Source organism: Streptomyces sp. NPDC042100 (assembly GCF_055582325.1).
In genome coordinates this window covers 309,922-332,509 of the sequence record NZ_JBVJDK010000003.1, presented here as the reverse complement: position 1 = coordinate 332,509, position 22,588 = coordinate 309,922, and the positions used below count along the sequence as shown (strand labels likewise).

The 22,588-nt window shown below is 74.9% G+C and carries 24 protein-coding genes; 6 read left to right on the top strand and 18 right to left on the bottom strand.

Features of this window, described 5'->3' with window-relative positions; genetic code table 11:
• Positions 1 to 282: 282 nt before the first annotated feature.
• The 3 genes from ACZ6J5_RS08900 to ACZ6J5_RS08890 all read right to left on the bottom strand — a co-directional run bounded on the left by ACZ6J5_RS08900 (position 283) and on the right by ACZ6J5_RS08890 (position 2,608).
• Complete coding sequence (locus ACZ6J5_RS08900) at positions 283 to 1,260, bottom strand: hypothetical protein (protein WP_469389210.1); 978 nt, start codon at positions 1,258 to 1,260, stop codon at positions 283 to 285.
• Positions 1,261 to 1,350: 90 nt separating this feature from the next.
• On the bottom strand, positions 1,351 to 1,944 hold the full coding sequence (gene thpR, locus ACZ6J5_RS08895) for an RNA 2',3'-cyclic phosphodiesterase (protein WP_469389208.1): 594 nt from the start codon (positions 1,942 to 1,944) through the stop codon (positions 1,351 to 1,353).
• Positions 1,945 to 2,104: 160 nt separating this feature from the next.
• A complete protein-coding gene (locus tag ACZ6J5_RS08890; RefSeq protein ID WP_469389206.1) occupies positions 2,105 to 2,608 on the bottom strand; it encodes a hypothetical protein in 504 nt (167 codons plus the stop codon).
• 137 nt (positions 2,609 to 2,745) lie between these two features.
• Here ACZ6J5_RS08890 and ACZ6J5_RS08885 point away from each other — a divergent pair, with 137 nt between their 5' ends.
• Both ACZ6J5_RS08885 and ACZ6J5_RS08880 read left to right on the top strand, forming a co-directional pair.
• Positions 2,746 to 3,981: a sensor histidine kinase gene (locus ACZ6J5_RS08885; RefSeq protein WP_469389204.1), complete on the top strand. Its 1,236-nt coding sequence runs from the start codon at positions 2,746 to 2,748 to the stop codon at positions 3,979 to 3,981.
• 8 nt (positions 3,982 to 3,989) lie between these two features.
• A complete protein-coding gene (locus ACZ6J5_RS08880) occupies positions 3,990 to 4,628 on the top strand; it encodes a response regulator (protein WP_469389202.1) in 639 nt (212 codons plus the stop codon).
• Positions 4,629 to 4,645: 17 nt separating this feature from the next.
• On the opposite strand, the gene ACZ6J5_RS08875 is transcribed toward ACZ6J5_RS08880, so the two are convergent.
• From ACZ6J5_RS08875 to ACZ6J5_RS08850, 6 genes are all read right to left on the bottom strand, one after another.
• Complete coding sequence (locus ACZ6J5_RS08875; RefSeq protein WP_469389201.1) at positions 4,646 to 5,920, bottom strand: MFS transporter; 1,275 nt, start codon at positions 5,918 to 5,920, stop codon at positions 4,646 to 4,648.
• A 95-nt stretch (positions 5,921 to 6,015) separates the two neighbouring features.
• Positions 6,016 to 6,468 (bottom strand): DUF7144 family membrane protein, encoded by a 453-nt coding sequence (locus tag ACZ6J5_RS08870; protein ID WP_469389199.1) that lies wholly within the window; start codon positions 6,466 to 6,468, stop codon positions 6,016 to 6,018.
• 154 nt (positions 6,469 to 6,622) lie between these two features.
• Positions 6,623 to 6,889, bottom strand: a complete 267-nt coding sequence (locus ACZ6J5_RS08865; RefSeq protein WP_469389197.1) for a metal-sensitive transcriptional regulator — start codon at positions 6,887 to 6,889, stop codon at positions 6,623 to 6,625.
• 58 nt (positions 6,890 to 6,947) lie between these two features.
• Positions 6,948 to 7,808 (bottom strand): sulfite exporter TauE/SafE family protein, encoded by an 861-nt coding sequence (locus ACZ6J5_RS08860; protein WP_469389195.1) that lies wholly within the window; start codon positions 7,806 to 7,808, stop codon positions 6,948 to 6,950.
• Entirely contained in the window at positions 7,805 to 8,425 is a 621-nt protein-coding gene (locus ACZ6J5_RS08855) for a rhodanese-like domain-containing protein (RefSeq protein ID WP_469389193.1), read from the bottom strand. The genes ACZ6J5_RS08860 and ACZ6J5_RS08855 overlap by 4 nt, the downstream gene beginning before the upstream one ends.
• 173 nt (positions 8,426 to 8,598) lie before the next feature.
• A complete protein-coding gene (locus tag ACZ6J5_RS08850) occupies positions 8,599 to 10,011 on the bottom strand; it encodes an MBL fold metallo-hydrolase (protein ID WP_469389191.1) in 1,413 nt (470 codons plus the stop codon).
• A gap of 269 nt (positions 10,012 to 10,280) precedes the next feature.
• On the opposite strand from ACZ6J5_RS08850, the gene ACZ6J5_RS08845 reads away from it, so the two are divergent.
• The gene (locus ACZ6J5_RS08845) at positions 10,281 to 11,639 is read left to right on the top strand and encodes an MFS transporter (RefSeq protein WP_469389189.1); all 1,359 of its coding nucleotides are present in this window, start codon (positions 10,281 to 10,283) and stop codon (positions 11,637 to 11,639) included.
• Here ACZ6J5_RS08845 and ACZ6J5_RS08840 read toward each other — a convergent pair.
• Positions 11,634 to 13,226: a multicopper oxidase family protein gene (locus ACZ6J5_RS08840; protein ID WP_469389187.1), complete on the bottom strand. Its 1,593-nt coding sequence runs from the start codon at positions 13,224 to 13,226 to the stop codon at positions 11,634 to 11,636. The two genes, ACZ6J5_RS08845 and ACZ6J5_RS08840, sit on opposite strands and share 6 nt — an antisense overlap.
• A gap of 84 nt (positions 13,227 to 13,310) precedes the next feature.
• Positions 13,311 to 13,691, bottom strand: coding sequence for a hypothetical protein (locus tag ACZ6J5_RS08835; RefSeq protein WP_469389185.1), 381 nt, complete (start codon positions 13,689 to 13,691; stop codon positions 13,311 to 13,313).
• Positions 13,692 to 13,957: 266 nt separating this feature from the next.
• Between ACZ6J5_RS08835 and ACZ6J5_RS08830 the strand changes: the two genes are divergently transcribed.
• The gene (locus tag ACZ6J5_RS08830; RefSeq protein ID WP_469389183.1) at positions 13,958 to 14,995 is read left to right on the top strand and encodes a C40 family peptidase; all 1,038 of its coding nucleotides are present in this window, start codon (positions 13,958 to 13,960) and stop codon (positions 14,993 to 14,995) included.
• 18 nt (positions 14,996 to 15,013) lie between these two features.
• On the opposite strand, the gene ACZ6J5_RS08825 is transcribed toward ACZ6J5_RS08830, so the two are convergent.
• The 4 genes from ACZ6J5_RS08825 to ACZ6J5_RS08810 all read right to left on the bottom strand — a co-directional run bounded on the left by ACZ6J5_RS08825 (position 15,014) and on the right by ACZ6J5_RS08810 (position 18,471).
• Complete coding sequence (locus tag ACZ6J5_RS08825) at positions 15,014 to 15,931, bottom strand: M56 family metallopeptidase (protein WP_469389181.1); 918 nt, start codon at positions 15,929 to 15,931, stop codon at positions 15,014 to 15,016.
• On the bottom strand, positions 15,928 to 16,296 hold the full coding sequence (locus ACZ6J5_RS08820; RefSeq protein ID WP_362476608.1) for a BlaI/MecI/CopY family transcriptional regulator: 369 nt from the start codon (positions 16,294 to 16,296) through the stop codon (positions 15,928 to 15,930). The genes ACZ6J5_RS08825 and ACZ6J5_RS08820 overlap by 4 nt, the downstream gene beginning before the upstream one ends.
• Positions 16,297 to 16,444: 148 nt before the next feature.
• Positions 16,445 to 17,206: a GNAT family N-acetyltransferase gene (locus ACZ6J5_RS08815; protein WP_469389635.1), complete on the bottom strand. Its 762-nt coding sequence runs from the start codon at positions 17,204 to 17,206 to the stop codon at positions 16,445 to 16,447.
• 260 nt (positions 17,207 to 17,466) lie between these two features.
• Entirely contained in the window at positions 17,467 to 18,471 is a 1,005-nt protein-coding gene (locus ACZ6J5_RS08810; protein WP_469389179.1) for a glycoside hydrolase family 26 protein, read from the bottom strand.
• 104 nt (positions 18,472 to 18,575) lie between these two features.
• Between ACZ6J5_RS08810 and ACZ6J5_RS08805 the strand changes: the two genes are divergently transcribed.
• Positions 18,576 to 19,103: a DinB family protein gene (locus tag ACZ6J5_RS08805; protein ID WP_469389177.1), complete on the top strand. Its 528-nt coding sequence runs from the start codon at positions 18,576 to 18,578 to the stop codon at positions 19,101 to 19,103.
• Between the two features lie 56 nt (positions 19,104 to 19,159).
• Here the strand turns inward: ACZ6J5_RS08805 and ACZ6J5_RS08800 are convergent, their stop codons facing one another.
• Positions 19,160 to 19,543: a hypothetical protein gene (locus tag ACZ6J5_RS08800; protein WP_469389175.1), complete on the bottom strand. Its 384-nt coding sequence runs from the start codon at positions 19,541 to 19,543 to the stop codon at positions 19,160 to 19,162.
• Complete coding sequence (locus ACZ6J5_RS08795; RefSeq protein ID WP_469389173.1) at positions 19,540 to 20,682, bottom strand: alpha/beta hydrolase; 1,143 nt, start codon at positions 20,680 to 20,682, stop codon at positions 19,540 to 19,542. The genes ACZ6J5_RS08800 and ACZ6J5_RS08795 overlap by 4 nt, the downstream gene beginning before the upstream one ends.
• A 61-nt stretch (positions 20,683 to 20,743) precedes the next feature.
• Between ACZ6J5_RS08795 and ACZ6J5_RS08790 the strand changes: the two genes are divergently transcribed.
• Positions 20,744 to 21,316, top strand: coding sequence for an antibiotic biosynthesis monooxygenase (locus ACZ6J5_RS08790; protein WP_469389171.1), 573 nt, complete (start codon positions 20,744 to 20,746; stop codon positions 21,314 to 21,316).
• A 46-nt stretch (positions 21,317 to 21,362) separates the two neighbouring features.
• Here the strand turns inward: ACZ6J5_RS08790 and ACZ6J5_RS08785 are convergent, their stop codons facing one another.
• Entirely contained in the window at positions 21,363 to 22,568 is a 1,206-nt protein-coding gene (locus ACZ6J5_RS08785) for a hypothetical protein (protein WP_469389169.1), read from the bottom strand.
• Between the last annotated feature and the right edge of the window lie 20 nt (positions 22,569 to 22,588).

The following is a 22,588-nucleotide window of genomic DNA, read 5'->3' as shown; positions in this document are numbered from 1 at the left end:
TGGGCCCGTCGCTCGGGGCGAGCGGGCGGGCGGGGCGTACGGGAGGGAGGTGTGGGGGCGCGAAGAGACGGGACGGGGCGGGGCGCCCGGCGAGGGACCGGTACGGACCGGGCCGGGTCGGACGCGGTACGGACGGGGCCGGGTACGGACCCGGTACGGACGGGGCCTGGTACGGCCCCGGTACGGGACTTGACCGGAGTGCGGCCCCGGTACGGGACTTGACCGGAGTGCGGCCCCGGTCCGGTCCGGTTCCTCCGGCTTCGGACCCCGCCTCTCCTGGCGTCAGCGACCGGCCAGCGAGCGCATCTTGCGGTACGCCTCGGTCGGCTCGGAGCCGTTCAGGTAGTACCAGGGCGCCTCGGTGACCCGGCCCTCGGCGGCTCGGAAGCACTCGCGGGCGCCGGCCCGGTCACCGGCCAGCGAGAAGGCCATGGCAAAGGTGTTGACCAGCGGGAGCCAGCCTCGGTTCCGCTGGAAGTCCGGGTGCCGGTAGGTGTGGTCGGCGGCCTCGTTGAGGGAGGCGGCGACCTGGGGGCCGGCCATGTACGCGGCGTCCTCGCCCCGGTCGAGGTCCAGCCAGTGCTCGATGTGCGCGTACGCGACGAGCTGTCCGAGCAGGTTGCCGCCGGGCGCGCCGAAGGTCGCGGCGCGGGCGAAGGCGTGCATCTCCTCGTGCGAGCCGCTCCACTTGGCGCAGAGGTGCTGGAGCTGCTGCTGATGGGCGCCCAGGTGGAGCGGGTCGCGCCGCAGGGTGGCCTCGAAGCGGCGGCGCGCGGTGTCCTTGCCGACCTGGAGGCCGCGGCCGGTGACCTGGAGGCCGTACCAGGGCGAGGTCCAGCCGGGCTCGCGCTCGGCGGCCTCGTACAGCCGGCTCTCGGCGGTGCGCAGCCGTGCGTGGAACACGTCGAACTGCTCGCGCGAGACGTCCTTGGCGCGGGCGTCGGTCCGCGCCTCCCAGCCCCAGGTGATGTGCCGGATGCCGGCGACGAGCCGAGGCAGCGGGGCGTCCGGCTCGGCTTCGATCACGGGCTCGATCCAGCGCTCCAGCCCGTCGGCGTCCGCGACGGCCCAGAGCAGTTCGGTCCGGTCCTCGCGCTCGGACCGGGCTTCCAGGATCGCCCGTACCGTCGGCCAGTCCGCGGCCTCGGCGGCCGCGCGGACGCGCGGCACATCGGGGTCGCCGGAGTCCTTCTGCAGTGTCAGACCGGGTCGGCCGGCCCATTTCCCCAGCGTGAGCCCCAGATCACGGAGCAACGCCATCTCCCCACCCCTTGCCATGTCCGAACGGGCGGTTGTCGATCATCGCGCCCGGTGCAGTAGTGCCTATCACGGGCGACCGACAATCGCACATCAGTTTCCTCGGCCGTCCTGGCCCAGCTTCCACGCCTCGATGTCGCGGTAGTGGATCGGGCCGGGTCCGCGCCCTGTGTTGCTGCCGACGAGGTGCAGCCGGTCGGTGTGCCAGGTGCGGCCCCGGAAGCCCGCGAGCGCGGCGGCGGTGTCGACGGCGCCGGCCGGGTCGTCGCGGCGGGCGCGGGCGAGGGTGAGGTGGGGGCGCAGGGGCCGCCCCTCGTAGGGGATGCCGCACGCGCGCACGAGGGCGCGGACGTCGTCGGCGAGGCCGTGGAGTCCTTCGAGGTCTCCGTCGACGCCGCTCCACAGGACGCGCTCGTCGAAGTGGCCGCCGCCACGCAGCGCCAGCGCGAGGGGCGCGCGGGACGCGGCGAGTCCGGCGAGGGGCGCGCGGAGCGGCGGTACGGCGGCGACGGGGAGTTCGCCGAGGAAGGCGAGGGTGATGTGCCAGTCCTCGATGCGGTTCCAGCGCATCCGGGGGTGGGCCGCGTAGGCGGGGAGAAGTTCCCGTTCCAGCTCGTCCTTGGCGTCGTCGGGCGGGGCCAGGGCGATGAAGACGCGGATGGTCGCCGCGCCGTTCTCTTCGTTCACAGCGGTCTTCGTACCTTGTCGTTCCCGAGGGCGTCACCGTCGACTTCGACTTCGACTGCGCCTTCGTCCTTACCCTGCCCGGTGGGCCGGTCGTTCGAGTCCTTCCCTGCCGCCCCGCCCAGGGGGCTGGGCCGGCGCGAACGGCTGGGGAGGGGGCTCGCTACCGGCATGCGGCCATTCTCACCCACCGGCAGGCGCCGTGACCAGCGGTTCTCCGGAGGCACAGGGCCGCCAGCGGCAGTTCCGCGAGCAGGGCCATCGCGAGGGCCACGGCCTGCTCCGCGCCGGGGGCGGCGGTGGCGAGGTCGGCGCAGGCGTCGGCGACGAGGAGGACGGCCGCCGCCGACGCCGGGGCGCGGTACCGGGGGTCGCCGGCGAGGAGGCGGCTCCCGGCGGTGAGGAGCGCGAGGGCCTCCAGGGCGTCGAGGGCGACCCAGGCCACCGCCTCGGCGGGCGGCAGGGTGCCCGCGAGGTAGCCGAGCCACGGCAGCAGGACCAGTCCGGCGCCGAGCAGGATCCGGCCACGGAACCGGTCCGCGCGGCCGGTCCGGCGGCACGGGATCACGGCGGTGGCGTCGACGACCGGGGTACCGGTCGCGGGGCCGGACGGCCCGGCGGTCGGGGCGGCGGGTGCGGTGCCGGTCGGGGTGGCGGGCAGAGCCATGAAAGGCGCCTCTCGGGGTCCGGTGTCGCGGAAGGAAGGTGGGCCGGCCGGTGGCATCCCGGCCGGTGATCCACACTCCCCCGCGGCGGATGCCTGCCGCATTCCGGGCGGCGGGCTCCGGACCGTACGGTTGGATCATGAAGGTCCCGCCCAGGACGCGGCGCGCGCTGACCCGCGCGGCCCGAGACACGTCCTTCCTCGCCCTGGGGGCTCCGCTCCATCTCCTCATGGGCTTCCTGCTGTTCGTCTGCGCCGGTCTCCTCTGGGAGGTCGTCGACGGCGGTGACACGACCGCGCCGATCGTCCTGGGGGTCGTGGCCGTCCTCGGGATCCTGGCCGTGCCCGCCCTGACGGCGGGCCAGATCCTGCGGTTCCGGCGCCTGCTCGGCATCGGGATCGTCCGCCCGGGGTGGCGGCGCCCGCTGCGGCAGGCCGGCTACCACTGCCTGACCGGCCCGCTCCTGGGCGCGCTCGAAACCCTGCTGCTCACGCTGCTGCTGGCCGGGGTGGCCGGGGCCACGGTGTACGGGTGGATCTGGGCGGTGCCCTGGGAGTGGCGGGCCGCGCACCCCGGGTACGCGGTCCAGGCGCTGTACGTGACGGTGGCCGGGTTCGGCGCGCTCGCCTCGGTGCCGCCGCTGGCGGGTGCCCTGGTACGTCTGGAGACCGTGCTCGGGCCGCGGCTGCTGGGGCCGGACGCGCGCGAGGACCTGGCGCGCCGGGTCGCGGACCTGACCGAGAGCCGCGCCGGGGCCGTCGACGCGGCGGACGCGGAACGGCGCCGGATCGAGCGGGACCTGCACGACGGCGCCCAGCAGCGGCTGGTGTCGCTGGCGCTCAACCTCGGGATCGCGCGGGCGACGCTCAAGGACCTGCCGCCGGAGGCGCGGGCCGTGATCGAGGCGGCGCACGAGGAGGCGAAGGCGGCGATCGAGGAGCTCGGCGACCTGGTCCGGGGTCTGCACCCGGCGGTGCTGGACGAACGGGGCCTGGACGCGGCCCTGTCCGGCCTGGCGGCCCGGGCGCCGCTGCCGGTGCGGCTGCGGGTGGACCTGCCGCCCGGGCCGGCGGGACCGGGGGCACGGACGGCGTCGGCCGTCGAGGCCGTCGCGTACTACGTGGTCTCGGAGGCGCTGACGAACGTCGCCAAGCACGCCCCCGACGCGACCCGGGCGGAGGTGACCGTCACCCGCCTGGGCGGGATACTGCGGGTGGTGGTCGCCGACGACGGGGTGGGCGGGGCCGATCCGTCCCGGGGAAGCGGACTGCGGGGGCTCGCGCAGCGCGTGGGGTCCGTGGACGGGACCTTCCGGATGAGCAGTCCCGTGGGGGGACCGACCATGATGAACGTGGAGTTGCCGTGCCCGAGGTGAGGCGTGCCGTGATCGCCGAGGATTCCGTGCTGCTGCGGATCGGTCTGGTCAAGGTGGTGGAGATGGCCGGTTTCGAGGTGTCGGCCGAGGCGGGCGACGCGGAGGGGCTGCTGGCCGCCGTCGCGGAGCACCGGCCGAGCCTCGCCGTGGTGGACGTGCGGATGCCTCCCGGTTTCACGGACGAGGGGGTGCGGGCGGCCCTGTCGATCCGGCGGGAGCGGCCGGAGACGGCGGTGCTGCTGCTCTCCCAGTACGTGGAGGAGCGCTACGCGGCCGAGCTGCTGGCGACCAACACCAGCGGGGTCGGCTACCTGCTGAAGCAACGGGTCGCGGACGTGGAGGAGTTCGTGGAGGCGCTGCGGCGGGTCGCCGACGGCGGCACCGCGCTCGACCCCCAGGTCGTGGCGCAGTTGCTGGTGCGCAGGCCGAGCGATCCGCTGGAGCGGCTGACGGCCCGCGAGCGCGATGTGCTGGCGCTGATGGCGGAGGGGCGTTCCAACGCGGGGATCGCGGCACGGCTGGTGGTCAGCGAGAGCGCCGTCGCGAAGCACATCAACAGCATCCTGGCCAAACTGGACCTGCCCCGCGCGGACGCCGACCACCGCCGCGTGCTGGCCGTACTCCGCTTCCTCGGCGTGGCGGGCTGACGCCCGCGGGCTCTCGGTCACCGCGTCGGGGCCGGGTCCGCGGTCGGATCCGGGGCTTCCTGCGGGCGGCGGGTGCGCTCCGCCCAGGCGGCCAGCGGCGGGCCGGCCGCGCCGAGCGCGGCGAAGAAGACGCCGAGCAGCAGCCAGCCCGCGTGTCCCAGGCCGAGGACCGCCGTGGTGAGGACGGCGGGCGCGAGGGCCTGTCCGGCGGCGAAGCCGATGCCGAAGAAACCCTGGTACTGCCCCTGGGCGTGATCGGGAGCGAGGCCGAAGCCGAGGGCGAAGCCGCCGGAGGACTCCCACACCTCGCCGAGGCTGTGCACGACGACGGCGAGGATGGCGAGCAGCGGCGCGACCCATGCGGGTACGTCGGCGGTGAGCGCCATCAGGGGGCAGCTGACCAGGAAGAGGAGTCCGGCGACGCGGAGCGCGCGGCCGCCTTGCCGGGGGGTCTCCACGCGCGAGCCGATGCGGCTCTGGAGGAGCACGCACACGCCGCTGTTGACGGCGTAGACCACCGCGACGGTCCAGCGGGGCGCGTCGGTGTGGGCGGAGAGCCAGATCGGCAGGAGCAGCGAGACCGCCTGGTAGTGCAGGCCCATGACGCCGTAGAGGGCGACGAAGGTGACGTACGGCCGGTCGGCGAGGACGGCCCAGCGGCGGTGGTCCTCGGGCGCGGGCAGCGGCCGGTAGTCCGGCACGCCGAAGAGGGCGACAGCGCCCGCGCAGACGAAGCTGGCGGCGTTGGCGAGGATGAGGACGGTGTAGGCGGCGCGGGTGTCGACGGAGACGGCGAAGGCGGCGCCGAGGGTGCCGAGGACGACGCCGAGGTTCACGTAGGTGCGGAGCCTGGCCCGGAACGCGGCCGGGTGGTCGCCGCCGGCGCGGGCGATGAGGGCGCCTCCCGCCGCGCCGCTCGCGGTGGCCGCGAGGCGGTCGAGGGTGGCGATGAGGGTGAAGGTGAGCCAGTCGTCGATGAGGACGAACGCGGCCATGGTGACGGCCTGCACGGCGAAGGAGACGAGCCAGACGGTGCGGGGCCCGTGGCGGTCGGCGAGGTTCCCGGCGGGGATCCCGGCGAGCAGTCCCACGAGGCCGGCGACGGTGAGTCCGATGCCGACCTGCGCGGCGGGCAGGTGCACGACGAGCGTGAAGTAGAGGATGGCGGCGGTGTTGAAGAGGCCGTTGCCGACCCGGTTGACGAAACTGGCGGCGATGAGCGCCCGTTGGGGGCGGCTCGACGCCGGCCGGTCGGATCTGGATACGCGCGTCCCACTGCTCTCCCCGTTCACGCCCGCAGGCTAACAACCCCGCCGCGCGCCCCGGTCGGGAGCCGCGGTGAGGAGCCGCGGTCAGGAGCCGCGGTCGGGAAAGCCGGTCGCTTCCGCTAGACGCCGCCCGTCCGGCCGCCGTTCGCGGGGGTGTCAAGGCTGTTGGCAAGGGCCCAGATGACGAACACGTCGATCGCCATCATGAGGATCGACCAGAAGGGCGCGTACGGCAGGAAGAGGAACTGCGCGAGCAGGCTCAGGGTGACGAGGAGCAGGCCGGTGAAGCGGGCCCATGTGGCGCCCTTGAGCAGTCCGGCGCCGGTGAGGGCGACGAGCACGCCGAGGACGATGTGGATCCAGCCCCAGCTCGTGAGGCTGAGCTCGTACACGTACGAGCCGATGCGGGTGTACACGTCGTTCTCGGCCACGGCGGAGATGCCCTGGAGGATCGCGAGGATGCCGCCGCTCAGCATCAGCACCGCCGCGAACACCACCCCGCCGGAGACCCAGCCGTCGGCATCCCGGCCGTGCCGGGGTGCTCTTGGAGGCCGCGTTGTCTGCTGGCTCATGCCCGTGTTCCCTTCTGGTGCCGCTGGACCCGGTACCACTGGACCCGGTGCCGCCGGCCCCGGTGCCGCTGGACGCGCTGGTTGGTTCGAGCGTCCTCGGGCAGCCGGGCGGCAACCACATGGAATCCGCCGAACAGGTGAACGGCGGGTCCGCTCAGGCCAGGGCGAGGAAGAGCTTCTCCAGCTCCTCCTCCGACATGGGCGGGGCGTCGGTGTCGCTCTCGGCGAGGCACTGCCGCATCCCGCTCGCCACGATCTTGAACCCGGCCCGGTCCAGGGCCCGGGAGACGGCGGCGAGCTGGGTCACCACGTCCTTGCAGTCACGGCCGGCCTCGATCATCGCGATGACGGCGGCGAGCTGCCCCTGGGCACGGCGCAGCCTGTTCAGCACGGGACGCACAGCCCCTTCTTCGACCTGCACGGAGACCTCCTCACTCTCACCCCGCCCACTATGATACCCCTAGGGGTATTAAATCGCCCTAGCCACTGCTTCTCATGCGCAACCGGACGGCCACCACGGCGCCTCCCCCGGCCAGCAGCACCGCACCCAGCACGCCCCAGGTCGCCGGGTGCGTCCACAGGCCCGGGCCGAGCTGCCGGGTGAGGACGAAGACGCCCATCACCACGACGAACCAGCCGAAGGCCCTGCGCAGCACCTCCTGCGGGATCCGGCCCGCGAAGCGCGCGCCCAGGAGACTGCCCGCGACCGCCACGGCCGTGACCGTCAGGGCGAGGCCCCAGTCGATCCGCACCCCGGCGAGGTGCCCTGCCAGGCCTGCGAACGAGTTCATGGCGATGACCAGCAAGGAGGTGCCGACGGCGACGCTCATGGACAGGCCGGCGAGCAGGGCGAGCGCCGGGACGACGAGGAAGCCGCCCCCGGAGCCGACCAGGCCGGTGACCGCGCCGACGACGAGGCCCTCGACCGCGACCCGGCGCACCGGCAGCTCGCGCTCCCGCGGTTCCGGCTCCGTCCCGGCGCCGCGCCGCGGCCCGCGGAGCATCGCGGCCGCCGTGGCGAGCATCATCAGCGCGAAGGCGATGAGCAGCGCCGTACCGGGGACGTACTCCGCGAGCCGGCCGCCACCGTAGGCGCCCGCCATGCTGAAGGCGCCGAACAGCAGGCCGGTCCGCCAGCGCACCCGCCGGGCGCGCGCGTGCGGCACGAGCGCGGCCAGGCTGGTGACGCCCACGACGAACAGCGAGGTCGCGATCGCCTCCTTCGTGCCCTGCCCGGCCAGGTAGACCAGGATGGGCACGGTCAGGATCGAGCCGCCGCCGCCGAGGACCCCGAGGGTGACGCCCACGAGCAGGGCCGCCGCGAGGACGAGGACGGTCACGGGGTGCTCCGCAGCTCCGCGAGGACGGTGCCGATGTCGGTGCGCGGGCCCCGGTTGTAGGGGAGCTTGGAGAGCAGGACGCCCATGGCGCAGGTGTTGCTGAGGGCCGCGTAGGTCAGGCCCGCGCCGACCGCGGTGCCGACCAGGTGCGCGCCCGGCACGAACACGCCGACGAGGCCGGTCACCAGCACGATCGAGCCGGCGACGAGGCGGACCTGACGCTCCATGTCCCAGCGCTCGGGGCCCCGGTTCGCGGGGGCGCCGGCCGCCTCCCAGGCGTTCATGCCGCCTTCGAGCACCCGCAGGTTCGGCAGGCCCGCCTCCGCGAGGGCCTTCTCGGCCTGGGTGGCCCGGGCACCGGAGCGGCAGACGAGCACGACCTCCTCGTCCAGGTGCGAGAGCAGCTCGGCGCGGTGCTCGCGGAGGGTGGCCAGGGGCACGTTGTACGAACCCGGTATGTGCGCGGTCCGGAACTCCCCCGGCGTCCGCACGTCGAGCAGCCGCGGCGCCCGGCCTTCGCGGAACAGCGCATGGAGGACGGCGGGGGTGATCGAGGAGGAGGAAGAGGAGGTGGGGATGGGGGTGGGGTGGGTGGGGTGGGTGGGGTTCTCGGTCATGGGTGGCTCCGGTGCGTCGGTACGGGTGGGCGAGGGGAAAGGCGGCGGGGAGAATCGGCGCGGAGGCGGCGGGGACGCGGGGCCCCGCGCACGAATACAGGTCCGCGTACGGATACGGGTCCGCGTACGAATACGGGTCCGCGTACGGATACGGATACGGATACGGATACGGGTCAGGCGTCGGCGGGCTCGGCCGCCTGCGTCCGCTCGGCCGGCTCGCTGGACAGGGCCCAGGCCGCGTAGCCGCCGAGGATGTCGGAGATGTCGTCGAAGCCGCGGTGGCGCAGGAGGCTCGCGGCGATGGACGAGCGGTGGCCGCCCGCGCAGTGCAGGACGAGCGGGCGGTCGACGGGCAGCTCGGCGGCCCGGACCGGGAGTTCGCTCAGCGGGATGTGCACGGCCCCGTCGATGGAGCCGTCGGCCCCGCGCTCCCCGCAGGTGCGCACGTCGACGACGAGCGGCGGCGTGGGTCCCGCCAGGGCGGCGCGCAGGTGCGCGGCGGTCAGGCGGCTTGCGGGGGCGACCTCGTCCGCGAGCGCGGCGAGGGCGTCCTCCGGGTTGCGGAGGTAGCCGACGGCCCGGTCGAAGCCGATGCGGGCGAGGCGGGTGACGACCTCTTCCTCACGGTTCTCCGGGGCCATGACGATCAGTTCGTCGGCCGGGTCGAGGACGGTGCCGGCCTGTTCGGCGAACCGGCCCTCGGCGGGCACGTTGACCGCGCCGCGCAGGTGCCCGTTGGCGAAGTCCTGCGGCGAGCGGGCGTCGACCACGACGGCGCCCGAGCGGCGCAGTGCGGTGAACTCGGCGAGGGAGAGCGGCCGGGGCGCCGCCGCGTCGTACAGCAGACGCTCCTTGCGGTTCAGTTCGGCGTCGTACGCGAAGTAGCCGGGCGCGGCGGACTGTCCGGCGGTGACGAGGGCGACGAACTCCTCGCGGCTCATCGGGGCGCAGGCGTAGTTGGTGGCGCGCTGTGCGCCGATGGTCGACTGCTTCTCGGTGGAGAGGTTCTTGCCGCAGGCGGAGCCGGCCCCGTGGGCGGGGAAGACCCGCACCTCGTCGGGGAGGGCCATGAGCTTGTGCTGGACGCTGTCGTGGAGCATGGCGCCGAGCTCTTCGGCGGTGACGCCGACGGAGGCGAGCAGGTCGGGGCGGCCTACGTCGCCGATGAAGAGGGCGTCGCCGGTGAGCACGCCGTACGGGACGGTGTCGGCGGCGTGCTCGTACACGAGGACGCTGATCGACTCGGGGGTGTGGCCGGGGGTCTCCAGGATCTGGAGCGTGACGTCGCCGAGCGAGACGCGCTCGCCCTCGGCGAGCGGGCGGATGGGGTACTCGGTCTCGGCGCGGCGGCCGTAGCCGATCCAGGCGCCGGTGCTGTCGGCCATCTCCAGGTGTCCCGCGACGAAGTCGGCGTGGAAGTGGGTGTTGATGACGCCGACGACGGTGAATCCGTGCGCGGCGGCGTCGGCGAGGTACTCGGAGACGTCACGGCGGGGGTCGACGACGACCGCCTGACCGGTGGTCTCGTCGGCGATCATGTACGACGCCTGGGAGAGGCAGTCGAGGTAGTACTGCGCGAAGAACACGACGTTTCCTCCGTCGGGGACGCGCGTCCGGCCGCATGAGCGGGGCGGGCGGGGCGGACGCATCGGATTCCGATACCCCCCTGGGTATCGATGCATCCGACCGTAAACAGGTCGACCCTCGCGAGTCAAATACCCCCCTAGGTATCCTGGGTCACACCTCCAGAAATACGGGTGGGGGTATGGTGGCCAGCCGAAACACGGACGCGAGAGCGAAACCGACGGCGAAGCGCAAGCGAAACCGAAGGCGAAGGCGAAGGCGAAGGAACTAGATGAACCGGCAGACGGTCAAGGCCAAGGTCGCTCCCGAGCACGAGCCCGACCCCACACCCGGCCCCGGCCCCGCACCCGGCCCCGCCGCGGTCCGGCTGGGCCTGCGGGAGAACCGGGCGCAGTTCGCCCTGCTCGTCCTCGTCACCGCGGCGGTCGGCGCGCTCGTCGGCCTGGAGCGGACGACGGTGCCGCTGATCGGGACCGAGGTGTTCGGGCTCACCGGCAATCTGGCGGTGTTCTCGTTCATCGTGGCCTTCGGTCTGACCAAGGCGCTGACCAACCTGGCGGCCGGCGCCCTCACGGCCCGCTTCCGCCGCAGGCAGCTCCTGCTCGCGGGCTGGCTGGCCGGTGCGCCGGTGCCGTTCGCGCTGGCGTGGGCGCCGTCCTGGTGGTGGATCGTGGCCGCGAACGTGCTGCTCGGCCTGAACCAGGGGCTTACCTGGTCGATGACCGTGAACATGAAGATCGACCTGGTGGGCCCGGCCCGCCGCGGCCTCGCCACCGGTCTGAACGAGGCCGCCGGATACGTCGCCGTCGGCGCCTCCGCGCTGCTGACCGGCTTCCTCGCCACCCGCTACGGGCTGCGGCCCGCCCCCGAGCTCATCGGCGTCGTCTTCGTCGCCGCGGGTCTCGCGCTCTCCCTCCTGGCCAAGGACACCGCCGCCCATCTGGCCCTCGAACTCTCCCGCCACCCGGCGCCCCCGCCGCGAGCGGCGCCGGGAGCGGGGCCGGTGTCCTTCCGGACCGTCTTCGCCCGCACCTCCTGGCGGGACCGCTCGCTGCGCGGCGCGAGCCAGGCGGGCCTGGTGAACAATCTCAACGACGGCCTCACCTGGGGCGTCTTCCCCCTCCTCTTCGCCGACCGCGGCCTCGGCATCGCCGCGATCGGCCTGATCAAGGGGCTCTACCCGCTCCTGTGGGGCCTCGGCCAGATCCCGGCCGGCCATCTGGCCGACCGGATCGGACGCAAACCCCTGGTGGTCACCGGCATGTCGGTCCAGGCCGCCGGACTCCTCGTCGCCCTCACGCTCCTCGACCACCCTCTCCTCGCCGGACTCCTCTCCGCCGTCGGTCTCGGTCTCGGGACGGCGCTCGTCTACCCGGCCCTGATCGCCGCCGTCTCCGACCGCGCGCACCCGGCCTGGCGTGCCGACGCCCTGGGCACGTACCGCTTCTGGCGCGACCTCGGCTACGCGGCAGGCGCCCTTCTCGCCGGGGTCCTCGCCGACACGCTCGGCCTGGCGCCGACCGTCCTCGCCGCCGCCGTCCTCACCGCCGCCTCGGGGCTGCTGGCGGCCCGGTGGATGAGCGACCTGGCTCCCGGTGACGGACGCGCGGCCCCCGTCCGCCGCTCATGAGCGGTAGGCGACGAGCGCCATCATCCCCGCCTCCCCGTGGTACGCGTTGTGGCAGTGGACCATCCACAGGCCGGGGTTGTCCGCGTCGAAGTCGACGGACAGGGTCCTGCCGGGCAGGACGATGGCGGTGTCCTTGCGGGGGCCGTCGGCACCCAGCTGGTAGGTGTGGCCGTGCAGGTGCATCGGGTGCCACATCCCGGACCTGTTGACGAACTCCAGGCGCACGCGCCGCCCCTTCTCCACCAGCAGCGGGGCGGCTTCGGGGGCGTTCATGTCGAACCGCCCGCCGTTCAGGGACCAGTCGTACTTCGCCATGCCGCCGCCGAGCTCGATCCGGTGCACCAGGTCCGGCTTCGCCGTGTCCAGCCGTACGTCGTCGGCGGCGCGCAGCCGGTCCGCCGTCACGATCCGGCCGGCCAGCTCCTTCGGCCGGACGGTCGGGGCCGGGGCGGCGCCCGCGCCCGTGCGCACGAGGGCCATGCCGGTGGCGTCCTTGCCCTCGGCGAGGGCGACGAGCGGGAAGACGCCGTCCGCGAGGGTGAGCAGCACGTCGTACCGCTCCCCCATGCCGACGAGCAGCGCGTCCACCTCCTCGTGCCGCACGGGGAAGCCGTCGGTGTGGGTGATCGTCATCCGGTGGCCGCCGAGCGCCACGCGGTACGCGGTGTCCGCGCCCGCGTTGACGATCCGCAGGCGCACCCGCTGCCCCGGCTTGCCCCGGTGGACGTCCGGGTCGGCGGCGACCCTGCCGTTGACGAGGTGGTGCGGGTAGGCCACGTCCCCGGCGTCACCGCCCAGCAGTTCGCTGCGGGCGCCCATCAGCACGAGCCCCATGGGCGCGGGCGGCGCGTCCGGGCCGCCGCCCGTGCCGTGGGCCCCCGTGTCATGACCGCCCATGCCCATGTCCATGCCCTGGGTGAGCTCCGCGAAGGCCTGGTCCGGGGTGCCGGTGACGCCGTCGAGCCAGTCGTCGAGGACGACCACCCACTCCGTGTCGTAGGCCAGCGGCTCCCTCGGGTCCTCCACGATCAGCGGCGCGTGCAGCCCCCGGTCGAGCTGCACCCCGACGTGCGGGTGGAAGAAGTACGTGCCGGGGTCGGGGGCGACGAACCGGTACGTGAACGAGGCCCCCGCCCGGACCGCCGCCTGCGTCACGGGCGGCACGCCGTCCATGTCGGAGCGCAGGGCGAGCCCGTGCCAGTGGAGGGAGGTGGAGGTGCGGTCCGGGAGCTGGTTGGAGAGCTCGGCGACGAGCGTGTCGCCCGCGCCGATCCTGATCTCCCTGCCGGGGGCCCGGCCGCCGAAGGCCCAGGTCCTGGCGGTGATCCCGGCGCCCAGCCCGACCTTGGCCGCGGCGGCGGTGAGGGTGTGCCGCCGCTCGGTCCCGGTGCCCCCGCGCGCCTTCTCGGCGGCGGCGGCCTCGGGGCCGCCGACGCCGACGAGCGCCGCACCGCCGCCCGTACTCGTGCTCGCGCTCGTGCCGTTGCCCGTACCGCTTCCGGAGCAGGCGGCGAGGGCGCCGGCACCGGCCGCGCCGAGTCCGGCGAGCAGGAGGGAACGGCGGTCGAGGGGGAAGGTACGCGTCATGATGTGATGCCTCGTCTCGGTTTACCGGCAGGCGGAGCGGTACGGGCGTGGCGGCGACAACACGTCGCCGTCTGGAGGCGGGGCCTATATGCGCAGGGGAGACGAGGCGGAGGGGCCGGGCGGGGAGAGCCCTGACGCGGGGCCGGACACCGGCCGTCCGCCGGACGGAGCGGACCGGTACGTGCGGTCGGGCCCTCCGGGAGCCTGCGCGGTGAAGGTGGGCGGGTCGCCGACCGGGGCCGAGCAGTGACCCGAACCGGGGCTCGGACAGGCCCCCGTGGCGGCCTTCGCCTCCGCGTGCGCGTCCGTCTCCGTGGCCGCACCCACCGGCACGGCGTGGCTCATGGCTCGGGCGGCGGACGCCGTCGCGGCGGGCGGCGCGGCCTCGTGGTGGACGAGCACGACGAAGGCGACCAGGAGCGACACCAGCACCGCCGGCACGCACCGCGAACCGATCCGTACCATGCCGCCTCCCCCTCCCTGACTCGATCCGCAACCGGCCATCGGCCATCGGCTAATCTGCTAAGCGGATTCACATTCCCATGTCACGGCACAGAGTAGCGCGCATCGCACCCACCCCGATCAGCCTGTGGATAACCGTGGATCGAGGGTCGGTTGTCACCATTCAGCTAAGCGGCTTAGTATTCGAACGCTCCTCCGGCCGCCTGCCGGGCCCCGTGCCCCGGCCCCGGCCGGGGGAGCCTTCCCGAGGAAGAAGGAGCTGGCCGATCGTGGCGTCCCACCGCCGTCCCAAGACCTCCCGCCCCCGCTACGCGGGCGTGCTCACGACGACAGCGGCGGCGGCCGTCGCCCTGTCCGCGCAGACCGCGTGGGCCGACCCGGCGCCCGACCCGACGAAGAAGGGCGTCCAGGCCGAGATCGACCGGCTCTACGAGGCTGCCACGCAGGCGACGGAGAAGTTCAACGGCGCCAAGGAGAAGGCCGACACGCTCCAGAAGCAGGTGGACGCCCTCCAGGACGCCACCGCCCGCAAGCAGGGCGAGCTCAACAGCCTGCGCGACCGGGTCGGTTCGCTGGCCGCCGCGCAGTACCGGGGCGGCGGGCTCGAACCGTCGATGCAGCTGATGCTCTCCGCCGACCCCGACTCGTTCCTGGAGCGGGCGAGCCTGCAGCAGCGGCTCAGCGAGCGCGACGTGAACACCCTCCAGCTCTTCGAGGCGCAGCGCCGGGAGCTCCAGCAGCAGCGGACCGAGGCGGCGCGGAAGCTCGCCGAGCTGGAGGAGACCCGTGGCGAGCAGCGCCGCGAGAAGGCGGAGGTGCAGGGCAAGCTGGCGAAGGCGCAGAAGCTGCTGAACACCCTCTCCGCCGAGGAGCGGGCACGGATCGCCGAGAAGGAGGACCGGGCCAACCGGGCAGGCTCCCGGGTCGACCTCGGCAACGAGGCGAGCGCCTCCTCGCGGGGTGCCGCCGCGTTCGCCGCGGCGCAGAGCCGGGTGGGGATGCCGTACGTGTGGGGAGCGAGCGGTCCGGGGTCGTTCGACTGCTCGGGGCTCACCTCATGGGCCTTCCGGCAGGCGAACGTGAACATCCCCCGTACCTCGCAGGCGCAGGCGAACGTGGGCACCCGGATCGACTCGCTGAGCGCCCTGCGCCCCGGCGACCTCATCATCATGCGGACCGACCTGAGCCACGTGGGCTTCTACGCGGGGAACGGGCAGATCCTGCACTCCCCCAAGCCGGGCGCGCAGGTCCGCTACGAGTCGATCGCGCGCAGCGGGATGCCGTTCATGTGGGGCGTCCGGCTCTGACCGTGCCGCGCGGCACGGTCAGAAGGGCCCGCAGCCGAGGAGCAGCGGGAACAGCGGGGCGCCGGCCGCCGCCAGGGCGACGCCGAGGCGGGCCGCGCCGTGCGGCCTGGGCTGCGGGGTGAGCACCCGGCGGAGCCTGATGAGGGCGCTCGGGCCGCCCATCCCGAGGGCGGGCCTCGGCACGCGCCCCGCGGCCACCTCGCACAGGGCGGTCGCGAGGGCCTCGCGCGAGTGCAGGCGCAGGGCGCGGTCGTCGGCGACCATCTCCAGCAGGAGCAGCACCTGCTCGCGGGCGTGCCGGGCGAGCGGGAGCCGGGGGAAGGCGCGGGCGAAGGCGCTCAGGAGCATCTGGACCAGGTGGTGGCGTCCGTCGATGTGCGCGCGTTCGTGCGCGAGGGCGGCGCGGAGCTGCTCGTCGTCGAGGGCGTCGAGGGCGCCCCGGGTGACGACGACGCGGGCCGGCCGGGCCGGGAGGCAGTAGACGGCGGCGACGGGGTGTTCGACGACGGTCGCGCCGTACGCGGGTGCCGGGCGGCCGATCAGGCGCAGCGTGTCGAGCTGCCGGCGGCGCTCGGCCCGCGCGGTCCGCGCGGTGCGCAGCAGCCAGAAGAGGGGCAGCGCGACGACGGCGCCCACGGCGGCGAGCCCGGCGGCGTCCCAGCCGTCCGGGCCGGCGGCGCTGTCGGCGAGTGTGCCGTGCGGGCCCAGTCCACAGGCGCTGAGCAGGCCGATCAGGCCGTCGTGCACGTGCCGGTCCGCCATCACGAGGTGGTGGGCGGCGAGCGCGGTGGAGACGACGAAGGTCAGCATCAGGAGCAGCCAGACGCCGACGGCGAGGGCGGGCGCGCGGTGGGCCCAGCGGGCGCGGGCCAGGTAGCGGGGGGAAGCGGCGCCGACGAGCAGGGCGTAGCCCGCCAGGACGGCGGAGGTGATCACGACTCGGCCCGGCGCCGGGCGGCACGGAGCGCGGCGCGCAGGGCCTCCACCTCGTCGGGGGTGATCTGCTCGACGAAGCTGGCCATCACCCCGGCGGTGTCGGGGCTGCCCTCCAGGGCGTCCTGCATCCGGGCGGCGGTGTACTGCTGGCGGGAGCAGGTGGGCTGGTAGAGCCAGGCCCGGCCGTCCTTCTCGCGGGTCAGCATGCCCTTGCCGTAGAGGATGTCGGCGACGGTCTTGACGGTGCTGTACGCGAGGGGCCGCTGCTTGGTGAGGTCGTTGAGGACCTCACGCGCGGTGGCGGGGCGGCCCCAGGACCACAGGCGGTCCATGATCTCCGCCTCCAGCTCGCCCAACTGACGCACGCCCGCTCCCTTCGGCACCGGCGGCCGCACCGTCGGGCCGCGGTCCCCCATCGTAATGGCGGGGCCCCGGGCGGCCGGACGGCATCCGGTGTCGCGGCGCCTCGGTGTCACGGCGTCTCGGTGTCACGCGCCTCACTGCCTCGTCGTCTCAGGGCGTGACGGCGTGCTCGGTGAACCGGCCGCAGCTCCGGAAGCCCAGGCGGCGGTAGACCGGCTCGCCGTCGGCCGACGCCTGGAGGACGGCGACGCGGTGGCCACGGTCGCGGGCGGTGCGCAGGGCCGCGAGGGTGATCGCCCCGCCGTAGCCTCGGCCGCGGTGGGCAGCCAGGGTGGAGACGTTGTAGAGGCCCGCGACCCCGGCGTGCAGGAACACCTCGGCGGAGCAGACCGCGCGGTCCTCCACGTAGCCGACCAGGTAGCGGGCCGGGCATCGGGCGGCGAGGGCCCGGGGGGCCGCCCGGGCGAAGAAGCGGCGGACGGTGTCGGCGGGCGGGTCCCAGTTCGCGGCGAGGACCGTGGCGTAGTCGGCGAGTTCGGCGGGGGTGGTCACGGGCCGGATGTCGAGCCCCGGGACGGCGGGCGGCGAGGTGTCGCCCAGGGCGGCCCACATCGCCGTCTCGTGCTCGGACGCGGGGAGTCCGGCCGCCGCGAGCCGCGCGCCGAGGTCGGCGGGGGTGGAGGCGGGCCCGACCCACCAGGAGAAGGGCCGCCCGGTGGCGGCCAGCGTCCGGGCCGTACCGGCGACGCGCGCGTCGGCGTCGGCGGGGGTGAGGCGGGCGGCGGCGACGATGTTGAAGGTGTCGTCGTCGAACCCGCTGTCCGCGACGAGCAGGTCCCCGGTGTCGGTGACGGTGGCGCCCGTCATGCCACGGTGGAGGTGACAGGCGTGCTCCGCCAGATTCCGCTCCATCCGGTCCACGAGGTCCGGCAGGTCGGGGTGGTCCGGGCCGTTCGGAAGATCCATCGGTTCCTGCGGGCCCATCGGGTCCTGCGGGTCCTGCGGGTCCTGCGGGTCCTGCGGGTCTTGTGGGTCCATCTGCTCGGCGCCCTCGGGAAGGTATTCGTTCACAGGAAGCGATCCCAGCACGTCCGGGCGCCGGGCGCACCCGAGAATCCCCTGCCTGCCCCCCCTGCTTCCCCTCCCCCTCTTCCCCTCCCCCTGGCCACCCCCTACGACCGGCGCCGGTACTCGCGCGCGCTCTTCGGGTGCCGGGCGCAGGTCCACACGCCGTGCGGGCAGTAGTCGGCGAGCGACTCGTAGAGCGGGCGCTGGGCGCGGAACCAGTCGAGCATCCCCTTCACGTACGCCGGGTCGTCGCCGTTGCGGAAGAGCCCCCACTCCGGGTAGGAGACGCGCTTGCGGTGCCGCTTGGCGAAGTCGACCTGGTCGCGCAGTCCGTACGGCTCGTCGACCTGGCGGCGGAAAGAGGTGCCGCGCGGCTGGTCGTAGGCGTCCATGCCGATGACGTCCACGTACGCGTCGCCCGGATAGCAGCGGGTCCAGGGGATGGCGTCGCGGCCGCGGCTGGGCGCGAAGTCGAAGCGGAAGCGCTGGCCGGGGACGGCGCGCATGGCCCGGACGATCCGGCGCCAGTAGGCCTGCCACTGCGCCGGGGCGGGGTGGCAGCGGTGGGTGTAGGTGATGCCGTTCATCTCCCAGCCGAGCACCAGGACGCTGTCGCCGAGCCGCTGGCGTACGAGGCGCTGGGCGAGGACCCGGAAGTGCGCGTCGTTGCGTCCGCTCGCGCCCGCCTTGAGCAGCGCGACGACGCGCCGGTCGGACAGCCCGGCCTCGCTGCGGTCGAGCATGGGCACGTTCAGGACGAGGACCCGGCCGGGGCGCGCGGCGCGCCAGGCGGACCAGGGGCGCAGGAAGGCCTCGGGGCCCTCGATGCTGACCCAGTCGTCCCCCGGGAGGTAGGTCCGCCCGGCCTGGAGCGCCCCGTGGCCGCGCCAGCTCTCGAAGCGCCGCAGCCGGGCGACGCCCTCGGCGCCGGAGCCGAGGAACACCCCGTGCAGGGTGGTGGCGGTGGCCCGGGGCGGCTTGGCGTCGCCGACGTGCTCCGGGGTGGGCGCGGCCAAGGAGCCCAGGACGAGGGCGCCCACCACCCAGGGAACGACGCCGCCGCGCACCCGCCGTACCAACGGCACCTCCCTCGGGACCTGACCGATCATCAGCGTAGGCGCGACCGGGGAGGCCCGCACGCGCGGGACGGCGCTCAGGGGGCGGCGCGCGGGCTCCTCTTGATCCCGCGCGGACGGCAGGGCACCGTGGGGGCATGACATGGACAGCGCCGCCGGTCGTGCGCCGGCAGGAACTCAGGGCGCTCGGTGCCGTGGACGAGCGCCGGATGCTGGAGGGCTGGCTGCGCCGGCACCGGGAGACCCTGCTCGCCAAGTGCGCGGGACTGGACGCGGACCAGCTCGCCAGGGCCGCGGTGGAGCCCTCCGGGCTCACGCTGCTGGGCCTGGTGCGGCATATGGCGGAGGTGGAGCGGTTCTGGTTCCGCCGTTCGTTCGCCCGGGAGGCGGTCGGGCCGGTGTTCACCGGTCCCGGGGACGGCGACGAGGGGCTCGCCGGGATCGACCCGGCCCACGCGGAGCGCGATTTCGGGCGTTTTCTGGCCGAGGTGGAGGCGTGCGACGCGGCTGCCGCCGGGCGCGGCCTGGACGAGACCTTCGACTCGGCCGCCGGAGTCCCGCTCAGCCTCCGCTTCGTCTACACCTTGATGATCCAGGAGTACGCGCGCCACAACGGCCACGCCGACCTCCTGCGCGAGCGGACGGACGGGGCGACCGGGGACTGACCGGGTCGCCCCGCGCGGGACGGCGACGCGAGGCGCGGCGATTCGGAATCGGTGATTCAGGAATCGGCCGTCCAGCCGTCGTCGAGGTCGATCGTCCAGGTGTCCCCGACCGCCCGCCGGAGCCGGACGAGTTCCGCGACGGCGGCGACCGGAGCCGGCGCGTCGGCCAGGCGCAGCGGGGCGGCGGGGACGCCCCGCCGGGTGTAGGTCGGGAGTACGCCGTCGCAGGTGAAGGCGTGCAGCGGCGGTACGGGGTCGTCGGCGAACCAGCCGGGGCGGTGCGCCTCGGCCCAGGCCGCCGCCGCGTCGATCCGGTCCAGGTGCGCGAGCAGCGCCACGGGGGCGGGGCCGTGGCTGAACTGGACCAGGAGCCCGTCGGTGTCCACCGCCCACCAGTCCCAGGTGAAGCCGGGGCGCGGGTGGCGCAGGCGGGACGTCACCGGCGCACCGCGCCTTCGGCCGCAGGGGCGCCGGAGGCCGCCGTGGGGCCGAGGGCCGCCGTGGCGTCGGAGGCCGCCGTGGAGCCGAGGGCCGCCGTGACACCGAGGGCCGCCGTGGCGTCCGCGCCCCCACCGTCCAGGTACCCCGGCGTCGCGAGGAGGCGGCTCGGCCAGCGGGTGCGGGTCTCGCGGGCGTGCAGGGTGAGGGCCGCGCGGGGGGCGACGCTGTCGAAGCCGTGGAAGGCGCCCGGCCAGACGTGGAGTTCGGCCTGGCCGCCCGAGCGCCACAGGGTGGCGGCGTAGGCCACGCACTCGTCGCGGAAGGTCTCCGCCGAGCCGACCTCGATGTACGCCGGGGGCAGTCCGGTCAGCTCGGCGGCCCGCGCGGGCGCCGCGTACGGCGGCAGGTCGGGGGCGCCGTGCCGGTCGCCGAGGAGGGCGCGCCAGGCGGTCGCGTTGGAGGTCCGGTCCCAGGTGTCGACGCCGGCCATCTGGTGGCTGGAGAAGGTGTCGCCTCGGTCGTCGAGCATCGGCGACAGCAGGAGCTGACCGATCGGGGCGGGGCCGCCTCGGTCGCGGGTGAGCAGGGCCAGGGCCGCGGCGAGGCCGCCGCCCGCGCTCTTGCCGCCGATGACGATGCGGCCGGGGTCGATGCCGAGCTGGGCGGCGTGCTCGGCCGCCCAGACCAGCCCGGCGTAGCAGTCCTCCAGCGGTGCGGGGTGGCGGGCCTCCGGGGCCAGGCGGTAGGCGGCCGAGAGGACCGCCAGCCCCAGCGGCTGTGCCCAGGCGCGGAGGAGCCCCGGGACGACCGACCGGGCGTTGCCCATGATCATGCCGCCGCCGTGCAGGTAGTAGAGCAGCGGGAGGGGACCGACGGTGCCGGTGGGGCGGGCGCTGACGAGGGTGAGTTCGGGTGCTCCGGGCGGGCCGGGCACGCGGGTTTCCGCGAGCTCGAAGCGGCCATCCGCGCGGAGCTCGTCGAGCGTGGGCCGGGGGCGGGCCGCAGCGTCGCGCGCCAGGCGGGCGGCGAGGTTCTCGGGGGTGTAGGGCTCCCGCGCGCCCTCGCCCAAGGCGGCGAGGGCCGCGCCGAGTTCGGGGTCGAAGGGGGGCGTGGGGGCGGGGTGGGCGGCGGCCGTCATGGAGGCAGTATCCCGGGGCGCGTACAGTGACCGCGGCGCGGCGTGACGATCGGGAGTATCCATGACCGCGGTGAGCCTTGAGCACACGACCGTCCCCGCCGACGCGGGTGAGGTGACCCTGCTGATAGCCCGGCGGGTCGAGCCCGGCCACGAAGCCGCGTTCGAGCGGTGGGCGAGGGGCATCCTCGACACCGCCGCCGCTTTCCCCGGCCACCTCGGCTACGGTCTGTTCCGCTCGTCCGGCGGCGACGCCCCCTGGTTCCTCGTGCACCGGTTCCGGGACGCGGAGGCGTGTCGGGTGTGGCAGGAGTCGCCGGAGCGGGCGGCGTGGTTCGCGAACTGCGAGGGCCACCACCACACGGAGATCGCGCGGCGGGAGCTGACCGGGATGGAGACGTGGTTCGCGAAGCCAGGCTCGACCCGTCCGGCGCCACCGAGGTGGAAGATGGCGATCAGCGCGACCGTGGCGATCTATCCGGTCTCGCTGCTCGGCGGCCTGTTCCTGGCGCCCCGCCTGACGGGGCTGCCGCTGCCGCTGAGCGCCCTGCTCACCGCCTGCGTCTTCAACGTCCTGATGACCTACGTGACGATGCCGGCGGTGAGCAGGCTGCTGCGCGGCTGGCTCGGCCGCTAGGACCTGCCGGTCACGCCCCCGCCCGCCCCGCGACGCCTGGCATGCCCTAGGACGCGCCCCGGGCCTCGCGTCCGGCGGCGCGCAGGGTCGCGGTGGCCGCGGTCCCGGCGACGACGCCCCAGGTCAGGGCGGCCGGTACGCCGTTGCCAAGGTCGCCGAGGGCGCTCAGCGGCGCGTAGCCCGGGTCCGCACCGGCGAGCGCGGCGCGCAGCGCCTGGCCCGCCAGCAGGGCCGACACGGTCGCGCCGACGGCCCCGGCGGCCATCGCGGGGACGGTGACCCGGGTGAGGAGCCCCGGCAGGAGCCGCAGCGCCCACCAGACGAGGACGAGCACCAGCACGTCGACGGCCCGGTACAGCGCCCATTCCCCGAGCGGTCCGGTGACGGGGGCGGTCCAGCCGCCGAGCAGCAGCCACTGGCGGAGCAGGTCGCCCGGCTGGTCGAGGAAGCCGCCCGGGGACGGCGCCGACTGGATGACGGTGGCGATCCCGTCGTACGACAGGACGAGCAGCGACAGCGCGACGGCGGCCGTCCCGGCGGTGGCGGCGCGGCGGGCCGGGCCGGCCGGGACGGGGGTACGGGGCGGGATGCCGGCCCCCTTGGCGGCGACCCGGGCGACGAGCACGGTCACGGCCGCCGCCACGAGGGCCGCCAACACGAGCACCTGCCGCCCGGAGCCGAGCATGCCGGCGAGCTGGGGCAGGAAGCGGTAACTGCCGCGCCCGCCGGAGGCGATGAGCCACGGCGCGGAGAGCCCGACGGCGAGGGTGCCGGCCACCGCGCCCCAGCCCCAGAGCGCGAGCAGGGTGGCGGGCAGCCGGCCGTGGACCGGGGGCAGTCGGCGGAGCAGGAGCAGGGCGCCGGGGAGGAAGAAGGCGAAGACCGCGCAGAAGCGGATCTGCAGGGCTGTGGCGTGCAGCGAGCGGTAGCGGTCGGCGTCGGCGAAGCCGGCGCTTCCCCCGGCACCGTCCGCCATGCCCCCGTCCGCCGCGTCCCCGCCCGCCGTGCCGCCGGGCGCCGCGTCCCCGCCCGTCGTGCCCCCGGGCGTCTGGCTGCCGGGGCGGAGGGCGTCCGGCGGGTCGTATACCCAGGGGGCGAGCCAGTGGTCGAGTTCGGCGGCCGTTCCGGCGCCGAGGGTGTCGCCGCTGCCGGGCAGCCGGAGGGCGGCGCTGCTCGCGCCCGCCCACCAGAGCAAGGCGGTGAGCAGCAGCGCTCCGGCCAGCGTGGGTATCAGCGCGCGTCCGTATGTCATGTCTCGTCCCCCGTCCGCCG